The sequence below is a fragment of the Streptomyces sp. SID5469 genome (assembly GCF_009862865.1).
GTDB classification, from domain to species: Bacteria; Actinomycetota; Actinomycetes; order Streptomycetales; family Streptomycetaceae; genus Streptomyces; species Streptomyces avermitilis.
Window position 1 is genome coordinate 4,540,186 of sequence record NZ_WWIN01000001.1, and the last position, 13,480, is coordinate 4,553,665.

The 13,480-nt window shown below is 69.8% G+C and carries 12 protein-coding genes and 1 tRNA gene; 2 read left to right on the plus strand and 11 right to left on the minus strand.

Annotation, left to right across the window (positions count from 1 at the left end; genetic code table 11):
* Positions 1–10: 10 nt before the first annotated feature.
* The 10 genes from GTY58_RS19130 to galU form a co-directional block, all read right to left on the minus strand.
* Positions 11–280, minus strand: coding sequence for an acyl carrier protein (locus GTY58_RS19130; protein WP_042493265.1), 270 nt, complete (start codon positions 278–280; stop codon positions 11–13).
* Between the two features lie 89 nt (positions 281–369).
* Positions 370–1,383, minus strand: coding sequence for a LuxR C-terminal-related transcriptional regulator (locus GTY58_RS19135; protein WP_010985098.1), 1,014 nt, complete (start codon positions 1,381–1,383; stop codon positions 370–372).
* A gap of 152 nt (positions 1,384–1,535) precedes the next feature.
* Complete coding sequence (locus tag GTY58_RS19140; protein ID WP_037644796.1) at positions 1,536–1,715, minus strand: hypothetical protein; 180 nt, start codon at positions 1,713–1,715, stop codon at positions 1,536–1,538.
* A 568-nt stretch (positions 1,716–2,283) separates the two neighbouring features.
* Positions 2,284–2,357 (minus strand) — tRNA-Ala (locus GTY58_RS19145).
* A 118-nt stretch (positions 2,358–2,475) separates the two neighbouring features.
* Positions 2,476–3,825 carry a gephyrin-like molybdotransferase receptor GlpR gene (glpR, locus tag GTY58_RS19150; RefSeq protein WP_010985099.1) on the minus strand — a complete coding sequence of 450 codons (1,350 nt, stop codon included), beginning with the start codon at positions 3,823–3,825 and terminating at the stop codon, positions 2,476–2,478.
* Between the two features lie 184 nt (positions 3,826–4,009).
* The gene (locus tag GTY58_RS19155; protein ID WP_037644793.1) at positions 4,010–4,669 is read right to left on the minus strand and encodes a GNAT family protein; all 660 of its coding nucleotides are present in this window, start codon (positions 4,667–4,669) and stop codon (positions 4,010–4,012) included.
* Positions 4,666–5,205, minus strand: coding sequence for a MogA/MoaB family molybdenum cofactor biosynthesis protein (locus tag GTY58_RS19160; RefSeq protein ID WP_010985101.1), 540 nt, complete (start codon positions 5,203–5,205; stop codon positions 4,666–4,668). The genes GTY58_RS19155 and GTY58_RS19160 overlap by 4 nt, the downstream gene beginning before the upstream one ends.
* A complete protein-coding gene (moaC, locus tag GTY58_RS19165) occupies positions 5,202–5,714 on the minus strand; it encodes a cyclic pyranopterin monophosphate synthase MoaC (protein WP_010985102.1) in 513 nt (170 codons plus the stop codon). The genes GTY58_RS19160 and moaC overlap by 4 nt, the downstream gene beginning before the upstream one ends.
* 84 nt (positions 5,715–5,798) lie before the next feature.
* Positions 5,799–7,121 carry a gephyrin-like molybdotransferase Glp gene (gene glp, locus GTY58_RS19170; protein ID WP_037644791.1) on the minus strand — a complete coding sequence of 441 codons (1,323 nt, stop codon included), beginning with the start codon at positions 7,119–7,121 and terminating at the stop codon, positions 5,799–5,801.
* A 4-nt stretch (positions 7,122–7,125) separates the two neighbouring features.
* Positions 7,126–8,028: a UTP--glucose-1-phosphate uridylyltransferase GalU gene (galU, locus tag GTY58_RS19175; RefSeq protein WP_010985104.1), complete on the minus strand. Its 903-nt coding sequence runs from the start codon at positions 8,026–8,028 to the stop codon at positions 7,126–7,128.
* A 133-nt stretch (positions 8,029–8,161) separates the two neighbouring features.
* Here galU and GTY58_RS19180 point away from each other — a divergent pair, with 133 nt between their 5' ends.
* A complete protein-coding gene (locus tag GTY58_RS19180; protein ID WP_042493270.1) occupies positions 8,162–8,746 on the plus strand; it encodes a 5-formyltetrahydrofolate cyclo-ligase in 585 nt (194 codons plus the stop codon).
* Between the two features lie 69 nt (positions 8,747–8,815).
* On the opposite strand, the gene GTY58_RS19185 is transcribed toward GTY58_RS19180, so the two are convergent.
* Positions 8,816–11,626 (minus strand): penicillin acylase family protein, encoded by a 2,811-nt coding sequence (locus tag GTY58_RS19185; protein WP_010985106.1) that lies wholly within the window; start codon positions 11,624–11,626, stop codon positions 8,816–8,818.
* Positions 11,627–11,864: 238 nt separating this feature from the next.
* Between GTY58_RS19185 and GTY58_RS19190 the strand changes: the two genes are divergently transcribed.
* Entirely contained in the window at positions 11,865–13,436 is a 1,572-nt protein-coding gene (locus GTY58_RS19190) for a potassium/proton antiporter (protein WP_010985107.1), read from the plus strand.
* Positions 13,437–13,480 lie beyond the last annotated feature (44 nt).

Here is a 13,480-nt window from a genome sequence, read left to right on the forward strand (position 1 = left end):
GGACGGCAGATCAGTTCTGTGCGGCTTCGGACACCACGACGTAGACGCCCTCCAGGTTGACCATGCGGCTGAGCTCGGCCTGGTCGATGGTGACCTTCTGGGTGCGCTCGAGGGCGGCGAGGATCTCGATGGCGCGGAGCGAGTCCGCGTCGTGCTGCTCCTTGAAGAGGCTGGTCTCGGTGACCTCGTCCTCGTCGATCTCGAGAATGTCGCAGACGATCTCCTTGATCTCCTGCTTGCGGGCAGCGTCAAGTCCGGTCGTCACGTTCGCGTTGGGCATCTCGACTCCAATGAGGGATCGGTATCGGAGTCCGGTGACTCCGCCATCCATTCGATGAGTCGAGAGTGGATTCGCCTGCTATACGCGGCCTATACGGTGTCGGATCCCGTCAGCCAGCCGAGCTGAGCGGCCCGCAGCCCCGCCTGGAAGCGGCTGCGGGCGCCGAGCCGGCCCATGAGTTCGGCGGTGATACGGCGCCCGGTGCGCACGGAGACACCGAGCTTGCGGGCGACGACCTCGTCCGTGAGTCCTTCGCCGAGCAGCCGCAGTACGGCCTGCTCCTGTCCCGTCAGCTCCTCCTCCCCGCGGTCCCGGGGCTGCGGCCGGCCGCCGCTGAACGGGATGGCGGACTCCCAGACCCGGTCGAAGAGATCGCCGAGGGTGGCGATGACGCCCGCGCCGCGCAGGACGAGCGCCCCGGCCGCCGAGGCGTCGGGGTCGATGGGCAGTACGGCGTGGGTGCGGTCGAACAGCAGCATCCGGGACGGCAGCGAGGCGGTGGTTCTCACCTGGTCGCCGTGGAGGTGCAGCCACCGCAGATGTTCCACCGTCGCGGGGTCGTTGTGGACGCTGTCCAGATAAATACTCCGCATGACCACGCCCCGCTTGGCCAGATCCTCACAGAGCGGGCGGCTGGCCTGCCGGCTGGCTTCGGACTGCGGGCCTCCGGTCGCAAAGGTCAGCAGCTCCGTGCCGCATTCCTGCGTGAATTCCTCTATGCGGGAGCGGATGTCGTCTATTCCCACGAGACGTTCGACGACGGTGCTGCGCAGTTTCTGCTGGGCCGCGGTGTACTCGTCGACGAAGCGGGCCACTTCTATCCGCGACTCGGCGATGCGCTGCTGGCGCTCCAGGAATTCACTTTCCTGCCGCGCGAGAAGCGCTTGCAGCCCGATCTCCGGACTCACCGCCCGCAGCCCTCCGGGCGCGTCCCACGAAGGTTTGATCAGCGAGAGACGGACACACTCGTCGAGCGCGGAGCGGACCAGATCCTGCTCCCAGCCCAGCGAGGTGACCAGATCTTCCACGCCGAAATCCGGCCGCTTGAGCATGGCCCGGTAGACCTCGGCCGCATGAGCGCCCAGCCCCAGCGGTTCCAGCATGACGCTCCCTCACCCCCGTGACGCGCCTACAAGCCGCCTGGTCATTATGTGGAGGCCGAAACGATTCCGCAACGAAGATGTGGGTGAAGTGGGCAGCAACGAAGGACCCGCTCCGGAGGAGCGGGTCCTTTTCGGTCATGAGTGGCTGAAAATCAGCCCCAGATCGGGTCTCCCTCGTCATCCGCGGGCGAGGTCCCCCAAATCGGATCCCCCGACTCTGCGGCCGCGACGACCGTGTGCGCATTGGCGGCCGACGCACTCGCCGTGCCCATGGCGGCGGTGGCGGCAATTGCCAGCGTGACGACAACGGCGCGCAGCAGATCCTTGCTCATAAAACTATTCCCCCTCGGAATTTTAAATTCCCCTGCGTTTCTCCGGCCGGCTCCCCGCCGTCCGATGTCTGAATTCTTGCCGAGAGGGCAGGCCACTCACCAGGGAAAATGAATGCAGGGAGTTGCGCTGGCAAGGTGCTGACAGCGGAAGGGCCCGCGCCGCTTTTCCGCCGCGCGGCACTCGCGAAGCACGGGGACGCCGCTGAGCAGGGCCTCTCGCCCAGGACTGCGCACTCGGGAACGCCCGTCGGCGGAACTGGCCGGGAACCATCGCCCCACGCTCGCCGGCACCCAGGGGCCCGGTGGCCGAGAAGCACTGCAGCATGATGCCAACAAAGACACCAGCCCTGCCCCAGGGCGGCGTCACGGCCGAAGCGGTGCGCGTTCGTTCCGCACCCACGGCGAACGCCTCAACGGCCCCGCACAGGACACCGATCGCTCCTGGACCCGCACGCGAACCCGGACTTGCGCACGAAGCGCCAAAAACACGAGATCCCGCCCAGCTCCATGAGCTGGACGGGATCTCGTCAACCATCCCCGAGTTGAGACTCAGGAGCGGTTGTTGCGGTGGACCTGTGGGGATTTGAACCCCAGACCCCCTCGATGCGAACGAGGTGCGCTACCAGACTGCGCCACAGGCCCTTGCAACGAGTGAAACTCTAGCATCCCGATCCGGGTGCTTGGAAATCCGTTCCTGGCTGGTCAGCGAAGGGGGACCGATGCGGCGTCACGACGGGTCGGTCCCCGGCGGAACGGAGGCTCACTCGTTGGCCGCGCGCGGCCGTTCCCCGTCCTCGTACTGGTCGAAGAGCGGCGTACGCCCACGCTCCCGGGCCCGACGGGCGGAGGCCGCACGGCGGGCGTCGCTGCGCCCGTCGTCCGCGGCGTCCGCCTGTTCCTCCGCGCCGGGATCACCTGGCGCGGACCCCGCATCGGTGCCCGGACCCGGCTCGCGCTCCCGCGCCGCCGCCCCGGGCTCCACCGCACTGGACGACCGTGCCGAACTCCACGCGTCCGGCGCCCCGAGATCCACGCTCGGCGTGGCCCGCGGAGCGACCGGCGCGGTGACATACGTCGGCAGCGGCACCGGCACCGGGTCCCAGCTGTCGCCGTGGCCCGGCCGGCGCTGCCGCTCGCGCTGCTGGTCGACCCACTCCGCGTGGTCGGTCTGCTCGACGAGCGCCCGGCGGTCCGCCGCGAGCGCGGACAGACCGGGGTCGCTCTGCGGCTCTGGTCCGTCCTCCGGCTCGTCGCCGTCCGCCTCGACGGACGCCCGCCGACGCGGCTGCCGCTCCCGCAACCGCTGCGCCGCCAGCTCCGCCCGCCGCCGGTCCATCGTGTACGTGAACCGCTTGCGCTCCTGCGCCCGCAGATACGCGATGTACCCGCTCAGCAGCACCGCCGGCACCCCGGGCGCCCACAGGAACGCGAGGCCGCCGACCGCGGCGACGATCGCGCCGAGCGTGAAGGCGAGGAACAGCATCATGGTCGTACGCCGCCGGCGCGCCAGCACCTTCGAGCGCCGGGCCCGCGCGGCGGCCTCCGCCGAGGCCGCCCGCCGCGCGGCCGACGCGGACCTGGCCGTCTGTTGCGGCACGGCCTGGGAGGGCGGCACGGACGGCGACTGCGCTCCCGCGCCTGCCCCCGACCGGGCCTGCGCCTGTGCGTGGGCCTGTGCCTGTTCCTGTGCGTGCGCCTGTGCCTGTGCGTGCGCCTGGGGACTCGGGACCGACTTCGACGCCGGCCTGTGGCCGGACGCGGGAGCCGGTACGGAAGCTCCTGCCGACGGGGGCTCCGCCGGGGCCGCCGGATCGACCCGGGTCTGCACCCGCGGCCTGGTCGGCGGCATGGCGAAGGCCCGGACGTCCACCGAGTCGGTGACGGCGTCCGGGTCGGCGCTGGGCTCCCCCTCCTCGGCGGAGCGCGCCTGCAGGTCCTTGGCGTATCGGCGCTCCATGCCCGCCCGTCCGGACAGCAGCCGGATGGCGGTGCTGAAGCGTTCCGTCGGACGGGCCTCGTTCAGCTCGTCCTGCCTACGGAGCCACATCGGCACCAAGTAGGCGGCCCAGGCCCCGACGATGACTGCGTAGATGAGGCCGCTGCTGCTCACGCCTCACACGGTAGAGGGGTTTGCATGAGGCCATCTGCCAATTGCGCCGGTGTGTCGCACGATCTGGCTGATATTTCGAGCTTTTTTTGTGACCGATGCGATCAGCAGGCCGCCGGGACCGCGAATTCAATGACCCGAGACCGACTCAAGTCGATCGCCGAGCGATCATTTTCGAACATACATTTCATTTGCTGGCGTTGCCCGGCTTGCTGGGGTCCTGTCGGCGTGCCTGCTGCTCACGCGCCCTTCGCCACCGGGCGAGGAGCCCCTCCGGCACTTCCTCGGCGGTGAGCGCGAAGACGAGGTGGTCGCGCCAGGCGCCGTCGATGTGGAGATAACGCGGACGCAGCCCCTCCGAACGGAATCCGAGTTTCTCCACCACCCGGCGGCTGGGCCCGTTCTCCGGGCGAATGCAGACCTCGATGCGGTGCAGGCCCACGGTCCGGAAGCAGTGGTCGACCACGAGCCCGACGGCCGTCGGCATCACCCCGCGGCCCGCGACCGCTTCGTCCACCCAGTAGCCGACGTGCCCCGAGCACATCGAGCCCCAGGTGATCCCGGCGACCGTCAACTGCCCGACGAGCCGGCCCTGGTACTCGATGACGAAGGGCAGCATCCGGCCCGCGGCGGCCTCCGCGCGCAGATGGCGGACCATCTGGCGGTAGGTCGGCCGGTGCGCTATCGGGCCGCTGGGCGTGGGCGGCGGGATGGTCGCCTCCCACGGTCGCAGCCAGTCCCGGTTGCGCCGGTTGACCTCGCGCCAGGCCCGCTGGTCGCGCAGCTTTATCGGCCTCAGGACGAGATCGCCGTCCCGAAGCTCGACGGGCCACGATGGGCTGTTCAGCTCGCACCCCCACTGGGTCTGGGGTGGTCACCGCCGCGAATCTGGTCGACGGCGTGGACCAACAGGGGTTCCAGGACGGCCAGTCCGTCCTTCACTCCGCCGGTGGATCCCGGCAGGTTCACGATCAGCGTGCCTCCCGCCACTCCGGCCAGTCCCCGGGACAGCGCGGCGGTCGGCACCTTCTCCCGTCCGAACGCCCGGATGGCCTCAGGAATGCCCGGCACCTCGTGATCGAGCACCGCGCGCGTCGCCTCGGGCGTGCGGTCGGTGGGCGAGATCCCGGTGCCGCCGGTGGTCACGATGACGTCGTACCCGGCCGCGACGCCGCTGCGCAGCGTCTCCTCGACCGGATCGCCGTCCGGCACCACCCACGGCCCGTCGACCGCGAAGCCGAACGTCGCGAGCCCCTCCGCGATCAGGGGCCCGCCCTTGTCCTCGTACACCCCCGCCGCCGCACGGTTGGAGGCCGTGACGACCAGGGCGCTGTACGAGGCGGTCAGTGCACCGCCGATCGACGGCTCGGCGGGCCGCGTCATGACCTGCTCCAGTCGCCCGACTTGCCGCCCGTCTTCTCCTCCACGCGTACGTCCGTGATGACCGCCCCCTTGTCGACCGCCTTGACCATGTCGATCACGGTGAGCGCGGCGACGGAGACCGCGGTCAGGGCCTCCATCTCGACGCCCGTGCGATCCGTCGTCTTCACGGTGGCCAGGATCTCCACGGCGTCGTCCGCGACCGACAGATCAAGCTTGACACCCGACACCGACAACGGGTGGCACAGCGGGATGAGGTCCGGGGTGCGCTTGGCGCCCATGATCCCCGCGATGCGCGCGGTGGCGAGGGCGTCCCCCTTGGGGACTCCCTCGCCGCGCAGCAGTTCGACGACGCGCGGTGAGACGAGGACGCGGCCGCTGGCGCGGGCGGTGCGCGCGGTCACGTCCTTCCCGGACACGTCGACCATGCGGGCGGCGCCCGCCTCGTCGATGTGCGTCAGCCGGTCCTGCGCAGGGGGTCCGGGGGTCTCCCCCCGGGATGGAACAGTCATGTGGTGTGGCGCTCCCGGTCAGGGCCCGTCGCGGTGCGGCGCGTGGCCTGTTGTGCGCGACACGGTACCGCCAACCCGGGGTCCTCAGCCGAGCAGGACCACCTCGACCTCGGTGCCGGGCTCGACCGAGGTGTCGTCCTCGGGGACCACGATCAGCGCGTCCGCCTGCGCGAGGGCCGCGATCAGATGGGATCCGGCGCCGCCCACCGGGGTCACCTCGCCGTCCGCGTACGTCCCTCTCAGGAACTGCCGGCGGCCCGCGGGCGAGGTCAGCGCCTTGTCCGTACGGAGAACGGCCCTGGTGGTGGGCCGGTGCACGTCCTCCAGGCCCATCAGGGTGCGGATCGCGGGGCGGACGAACAGCTCGAAGGAGACATACGAGGAGACCGGGTTGCCCGGGAGCGCGAGCAGCGGGGTGTGGTCGGGCCCGACGGAGCCGAAGCCCTGGGGCTTTCCCGGCTGCATGGCGAGCGTGCGGAACTCGACGCCGCTGCCCGCCTCGTCCTCGTCGCCGACGGTGGAGAGAGCCTCCTTGACGACGTCGTACGCCCCTACGCTCACCCCGCCCGTCGTGACCATGAGGTCGGCGCGGACGAGCTGGTCCTCGATGGTGGAGCGGAGCGTCTCGGCGTCGTCGGCGACCGCTCCCACCCGGTAGGCGATGGCTCCGGCGTCCCGCGCGGCGGCGGTGAGGGCGAAGCTGTTGGAGTCGTAGATCTGGCCGCTGCCCAGTTTCTCGTCGGGCTGGACGAGTTCGCTGCCGGTGGACAGGACGACCACGCGCGGGCGCGGGCGCACACGCACGGTGCCGCGGCCGATGGCGGCGAGCAGGGCGATCTGCGGCGGGCCGAGGACCGTACCGGCGGCCAGGGCGCGGTCGCCGGCCCGGACGTCGCTGCCCAGCGCGCGCACGTGTGCGCGGGCCTCGGCCGGGCGGTGGACGGACACCTGACCCGAGGCGCCCTCGGGGGCCGCGCTGTGGGCGCGCATCCCGGAGACCGGGCCTTCGCCCAGCCCGCCGTCGGTCCACTCCACGGGGACGACGGCCTCGGCGCCGGGCGGCAGCGGGGCGCCGGTCATGATCCTGGCGGCCTGGCCGGGGCCCACGTGGAGCAGGTCGGCTTGGCCCGCCGCGACATCGCCCACGACCGTCAGGACGGCCGGGAACCCCTCGCTCGCGCCCGCGACATCGGCCACCCGCACCGCGTACCCGTCCATCGAGCTGTTGTCGAACGGCGGCAGGGAGACCGGCACCGTGACGTCCTCGACCAGGACGCAGCCCTGGGCGTCGAGGAGTTGCAGCTCGATGGGTTCGAGGGGACGGACGGTGGCGAGGATGTCCTCCAGGTGTTCGGTCACCGACCAGAGGTGGTCCTGGCCGGTGGCACGGGTCGCGGCGCTGCTCAAATCGCTACATCTCCTCGGCTACGTAACTGCGAAGCCAGGTCCGGAACTCCGGCCCCAGGTCTTCACGTTCGCATGCGAGTCTGACAATGGCACGCAGATAGTCGCCGCGGTCGCCGGTGTCATAGCGGCGGCCCTTGAAGACGACGCCGTGCACCGGGCCGCCGACCTTCTCGTCGGCGGCGAGCTGCTGGAGGGCGTCGGTGATCTGGATCTCGCCCCCGCGGCCCGGCTCGGTCTTGCGCAGTATGTCGAAGATGTGCGGGTCGAGGACGTAACGTCCGATGATCGCGTAGTTGCTGGGGGCATCCGCCGGGTCCGGCTTCTCGACCAGGTCCGTCACCTTGACCAGGTCGCCCTCGTCGGTGGCCTCCACGGCCGCGCAGCCGTAGAGGTGGATCTGCTCGGGCGCGACCTCCATGAGCGCGATGACGCTGCCGCCGCGCTGTTCCTGGACCTCGACCATGCGGGCCAGCAACGGGTCGCGGGGGTCGATCAGGTCGTCGCCGAGGAGCACGGCGAAGGGCTCGCGGCCGACGTGCGGTGCGGCACACAGGACGGCGTGGCCGAGGCCCTTCGGGTCGCCCTGGCGCACGTAGTGCATGGTCGCGAGGTCGCTGGACTCCTGGACCTTGGCGAGCCGGCTGGCGTCGCCCTTCTTCTGCAGAGCCGACTCGAGCTCGTAGTTGCGGTCGAAGTGGTCCTCGAGGGGGCGCTTGTTGCGGCCGGTGATCATCAGGACGTCGTCGAGACCCGCGGACACGGCCTCTTCCACCACATACTGGATCGCCGGCTTGTCGACGACCGGAAGCATCTCCTTGGGAGTGGCTTTGGTGGCCGGCAGGAAGCGTGTGCCGAGGCCCGCTGCGGGGATGACAGCCTTGGTGATCCTGGGATGCGACTCAGTCATGCCCGCCACCATATCCGGTGGCTATGTGCGGAATCTGTGGGTCCGATTAATTCACTCTCATATGAGCGCATTAGAAAGGATACGGGAGAAACCTGTGAGTCACCTGAGGCCCGGCTCTGATCCTGACAAGCGAATGTTGCGGCGAGAGTTCCTTGTGGTGAGAAGCCGGTTGACGGCGGATGACGTGCGGGAAACGGCGTCCGCTCTCGCGGCCCGGGCCCTGGAACTGCCGGAGCTGGCGCACGCGCGCACGGTGGCGGCGTACGTCTCCGTGGGGAGCGAGCCGGGCACCCTCGCGCTCCTGGACGCGCTGCACGCGCGCGGGGTGCGCGTGCTGCTGCCGGTCCTCCTGGCGGACAACGATCTCGACTGGGGTGCGTACGCCGGACAGGGCTCACTCGCCCGCGTCCGGCACGGCGGGAAGATGGCCCTCCTGGAGCCGGCGGGCACCCGGCTGGGCCCGTCTGCCGTGCTCGGCGCCGACGCCGTCCTGCTGCCCGGCCTCGCGGTGGACTCCCGGGGGATGCGCCTGGGCCGCGGCGGGGGCTCGTACGACCGGGTACTGGCCCGCCTGGAGCGCGCGGGCGTGGATCCGGCCCTGGTGGTGCTGCTGTACGACACGGAGGTCGTGGACCGCGTACCGGAGGAGCCGCACGACCGGCCGGTGCACGCGGCGGTGACGCCGTCGGGGGTGCGCCGCTTTCGGGCCGCGTCCTGAAGCGCATGGACGCGAAATGGCCCTCCACGCGTGCGTGGAGGGCCATTTCAGTGGCTCATGGCCGGTGCCTCACGGCTTCAGTACCAGCGAGTCGCTCGTGCTCCCGTCGACCGCCTTCTCGGAGAAGGCCCACGGCAGCAGCTCGCCCTTGGCCCACTTGTCCGTCTGGTCGGTGTAGTGGGCGCTGAAGGCGTGTCCCGAGGCGCCGGACAGGTTGATCCACTTGGACTTGTCGAGGTCCCCGAGGTTGACCACCATGCGCATGGACGGCACCCAGACGACGCCGTAGCCGCCCGCCGCGTTCCAGCCGGACGCGTTGACCGTCGCCTCGCCGCCGCTGAGCTTCCAGGGGCCGCGGTTGAGCACGTACTTCACGACGTCCGGACCTTCGGTGCCGAGGGTCTGGTTCTTCAGGAACAGGCGGTGCAGCCGGCCCCAGCTCCAGGTGTCCATGTTCTTGCCGAGCTTGGCGGTCAGCTCCCAGCGGGCGTCCTTCATCGCCCGTGCGAACAGCTCGTCACGCGTGTCGGTCGCCTCGTCGGTGCGCGACTTGGGCGACGTCCACCAGTCGTTGTTCTCGTCGTCCATGAGGGAGCGGACCACCTCGAACCAGCGGTCTCCGCCGTCCGGCTGTGCCTGGTCCGCGTCGCGCTGGCCGCACTCGCGCACCTTCTGGTCCTGGTCCGCGGGACCGGTGCTTTCGGCCGGATCGACGTACAGGCACTGGCCCTGGACCCGCAGCTCCTTGGGCAGCTTGTTGCCGAAGGCGAGCTTGAGGACGTTGCGCCACACCGCGTTGAAGTACGCGGCCGCCGCCGAGTCGGCGTCCTGGGTGTAGTCCCAGCCCTCGAGGAGCTTCTGCGCCTCACGCACATGCTTGTCGGCGACATCGAGCTTGAGCAGCTTGGGCACCAGGAGCTTGGCGATCTCGCTGCTGTTGTCGAGCTGCATCTGGCGCATGTCGTCGGTCGAGATCTTGCCGCCGCCCTTGATCTTCGACTCGATGAGATCGGCGATCCGCTGGCTGCGGGAGCCGTAGCCCCAGTCCGTGGTGAGCGTGTAGGGGTACTTGTCCTTGTCGACGACGGCCTGGTTGGCGGTGACGATGTAGCCGCGGTCCGGGTTGTACTCGTAGGGCAGCTCGTCCTGCTCGATGTAGCCGGTCCACTGGTACTTGGAGTCCCAGCCGGGCACCGGGAGCGAGCCGTCGTCACCCTTCGCGCGCGTGGGGATCTTGCCGGGCAGCTGGTAGCCGATGTTGTCCTTGTCGGCGTAGACCAGGTTCTGCGAGGGCACGTCGAAGGACGCGGCCGCCTTGCGGAACTCCGACCAGTTCGCCGCCTTGTCCAGCTCGAAAACGGCGTCCATGGAGTTGCCCGGCGCCAGGGCGGTCCACTTCAGCGCGATGCCGTAGCCGTCGCCGCGGTCGGGCGCCGCCGTGTCGACGGTGGCCTTCTTGCCGACCTTGACGAGTTCGTCGTTGCGGTCGGACAGCAGGGGTCCGTTGTTGGTCTCGCGGACGACGATCGTCTTGCTCCTGCCGCCCGCGACCTTGATGGTCTCGTCGTGGGACGTGAACGGCAGCACCTTGTCGTCGTACAGGTAGCCGTCGCCGCTGAGCTTCTCCAGGTAGAGGTCGGTGACGTCGACCCCGGAGTTGGTCATGCCCCAGGCGATGGCCTGGTTGTGGCCGATGACCACGCCGGGCATGCCCGCGAAGGTGTAGCCGGAGACGTCGTACTGGCACTTGCTGGAGACGCTGCGGCAGTGCAGGCCCATCTGGTACCAGACCGACGGCAGCGAGGCCGACAGGTGCGGGTCGTTGGCCAGCAGCGGCTTGCCGGTGATGGTGTGGTCGCCGGAGACGACCCAGGAGTTGGAGCCGATGCCGTTGCCGTTCACGCCGACGGCGGTGGGGACGTCGTCCAGGAGCTTGTAGAGGCCCGTCAGCTGGCTCTCCAGGGCCGAGGGGTCCGAGGCCGACGTGGAAGTCCCCGAGGCCGAGGTCGAGCCCGTGGTCCCCGAGGTCCCCGAGGTCCCCGAGGTCCCGGTCGACGTCCCCCCGGTCGTGGACTGCGTGCCCGTGGAGCCACCCTGCTCGAACGCCTTGGTGAGCTCGTTGTACTGGCCCTCCTGGACGATCGTCTTGTTACGGCTGTACGGGTAGTCCGGGTACAGGTCAGCGATCTGCTTGGGGCCCAGGCGGCTGGTCATCAGGGAGCGGTCGATCTCTTCCTGCATGTTGCCGCGCAGGTCCCAGGCCATCGCCTTGAGCCAGGAGACCGAGTCGACCGGGGTCCACTTCTGGGGCTGGTAGTCGTTGGTGAAACCAAGGGCGGCGTACTCCAGGGAGATGTCCTTGCCGTCCTTGCCCTCGAGGTAGGCATTGACTCCCTTGGCGTACGCCCGGAGGTACTTCTTCGTGGCGGCCGACAGCTTGGTGTCGTACTCCTTCTTCGCCACCCGGTCCCAGCCCAGGGTGCGCAGGAACTCGTCCTTCTTGACCTGCCCCTTGCCGAACATCTCCGACAGGCGCCCCGAGGTCATGTGGCGGCGCACGTCCATCTCGTAGAACCGGTCCTGCGCCTGGACGTAGCCCTGCGCCATGAACAGGTCCGCGTCGGACGAGGCGTAGATCTGCGGGATGCCGTAGCCGTCGCGCTTCACGTCGACCGGCCCGGCCAGGCCGTCGAGGGTGATCGAGCCCTTGGTCTGCGGGAACGAGGCGCGGACCGTACTGATGCTCCAGTACGCACCGAAGCCGATGCCTCCGATGATGGCCAGAACCAGGACGATCACGAGCAAACGGGCTTTGCGCCCCTTCTTCCTGCCGGACTTGCCGGGCTGCTCACCGGAAGAGGCGGTGGTGTTGGGGGGCATCGCTGTCCTTGCTGTCCTAACGCGAGCGGCAGGCGGGGCTGTGCATTTGACTGAGCGCTGGAGCAACCATAGGCGCAGGGCCAACCGCGCCTTGACGCGGAGTCGGTAACCGAGGCGGACGGGAGTTCGATCTTGCCTCTTCGAGTGTCAAGAAAGCGTCAAGAGTTAGGTAAGGTAACGAAGTACTTGCCGTGAAGTGACCGGTAGAACCGGCCTCACGTGCTCGGATCGCATTCACATGCTCGGATCGAAGCGTTCACATCGCAGCGCTCGATTGGCGAGAAGGGAACAGCCGCTGACTGTCCACCACCTCAACCAGCTCCTGCTCGTCTGCTCGCTCGTCCTGCTCATCGCGGTGGCGGCGGTTCGGATCTCGTCACGCAGCGGGCTCCCCAGCCTGCTCGTCTACCTGGGCATCGGCATCGCCATGGGCCAGGACGGGGTCGGCGACATCCACTTCAACAACGCCGAGCTGACCCAGGTCATCGGGTACGCGGCCCTGGTCGTGATCCTGACCGAGGGCGGTCTCGGCACGAAGTGGAAGGAGATCAGACCGGCGCTCCCGGCCGCCTCCTCCATGGCGTTGGCCGGCGTCGCCGTGAGCGTCGGTGTCACGGCCGCGGGCGCGCACTGGCTGATCGGTCTGGAGTGGCGGCAGGCGCTCATCATCGGGGCGGTGGTGTCCTCGACGGACGCGGCGGCGGTCTTCTCGGTCCTGCGGAAAATCCCCCTCCCCGCGCGCGTGACGGGTGTCCTGGAGGCCGAGTCCGGCTTCAACGACGCTCCGGTGGTCATCCTCGTCGTCGCCTTCTCCACGGCCGGGCCGGTCGAGCACTGGTACGCGCTGCTCGGCGAGATAGCCCTGGAGCTGGCCATCGGCGCGGCCATCGGCATCGCGGTGGGCTGGCTCGGCTCCTGGGGCCTGCGGCACGTGGCGCTGCCCGCCTCCGGCCTCTACCCCATCGCCGTGATGGCCATCGCGGTCACCGCGTACGCGGCCGGAGCGCTCGCACACGGCAGCGGCTTCCTCGCCGTGTATCTGGCCTCCATGGTGCTCGGCAACGCCAAGCTGCCCCACTGGCCCGCCACGCGCGGCTTCGCCGACGGACTCGGCTGGATCGCCCAGATCGGCATGTTCGTCCTGCTCGGTCTGCTGGTCACCCCGCACGACCTGGGGGACGACATCTGGCCCGCGCTCCTCATCGGCCTGGTGCTGACCATGGTCGCGCGGCCGCTGAGCGTCGTGATCAGCCTGGCGCCGTTCCGGGTGCCATGGCAGGAGCAGGTCCTGATGTCCTGGGCCGGGCTGCGCGGCGCCGTGCCCATCATCCTGGCGACGATCCCCATGGTGAACGGTGTCGAGGACAGCCGCCGCATCTTCAACATCGTCTTCGTCCTGGTCATCGCGTACACCCTCGTCCAGGGGCCGACGCTGCCCTGGCTGGCCCGGAAGCTGCACCTGGACACGTCGGCCGGCCAGGCCGCCGACCTGGGCATCGAGTCGGCACCCCTGGAGCGGCTGCGCGGCCATCTGCTGTCCGTCGCGATCCCCGAGGGGTCGAAGATGCACGGCGTCGAGACCAACGAACTGAGGCTGCCCGCGGGGGCCGCGGTCACCCTCGTCGTCCGGGAGGGGAAGTCGTTCGTTCCGCTGCCGACGACGGTGCTGCGCCGCGGCGACGAACTCCTGGTCGTGACCACCGACCCCGTCCGGGACGCGGCGGAGGCACGGCTGCGGGCCGTGGGCCAGGGCGGCAAGCTGGCCGGATGGCTGGGCACCGGGGCACCGGACGACCGGCCGGGGCGTTGAGCGCGCGCTGGGCTTGAGCGGCCGCCCGCCTGTCGGGCAGGCCG

Coding starts and splice junctions, on each gene's coding strand:
- galU (WP_010985104.1), bottom strand. CDS start 8,028: ATGACTGAGTCGCATCCCAGGATCACCAAGGCTGTCATCCCCGCAGCG.
- GTY58_RS19160 (WP_010985101.1), bottom strand. CDS start 5,205: ATGACGCGGCCCGCCGAGCCGTCGATCGGCGGTGCACTGACCGCCTCG.
- GTY58_RS19180 (WP_042493270.1), top strand. CDS start 8,162: ATGTTGCGGCGAGAGTTCCTTGTGGTGAGAAGCCGGTTGACGGCGGAT.
- moaC (WP_010985102.1), bottom strand. CDS start 5,714: ATGACTGTTCCATCCCGGGGGGAGACCCCCGGACCCCCTGCGCAGGAC.
- GTY58_RS19190 (WP_010985107.1), top strand. CDS start 11,865: ATGCTCGGATCGAAGCGTTCACATCGCAGCGCTCGATTGGCGAGAAGG.
- GTY58_RS19185 (WP_010985106.1), bottom strand. CDS start 11,626: ATGCCCCCCAACACCACCGCCTCTTCCGGTGAGCAGCCCGGCAAGTCC.
- GTY58_RS19135 (WP_010985098.1), bottom strand. CDS start 1,383: ATGCTGGAACCGCTGGGGCTGGGCGCTCATGCGGCCGAGGTCTACCGG.
- GTY58_RS19140 (WP_037644796.1), bottom strand. CDS start 1,715: ATGAGCAAGGATCTGCTGCGCGCCGTTGTCGTCACGCTGGCAATTGCC.
- GTY58_RS19130 (WP_042493265.1), bottom strand. CDS start 280: ATGCCCAACGCGAACGTGACGACCGGACTTGACGCTGCCCGCAAGCAG.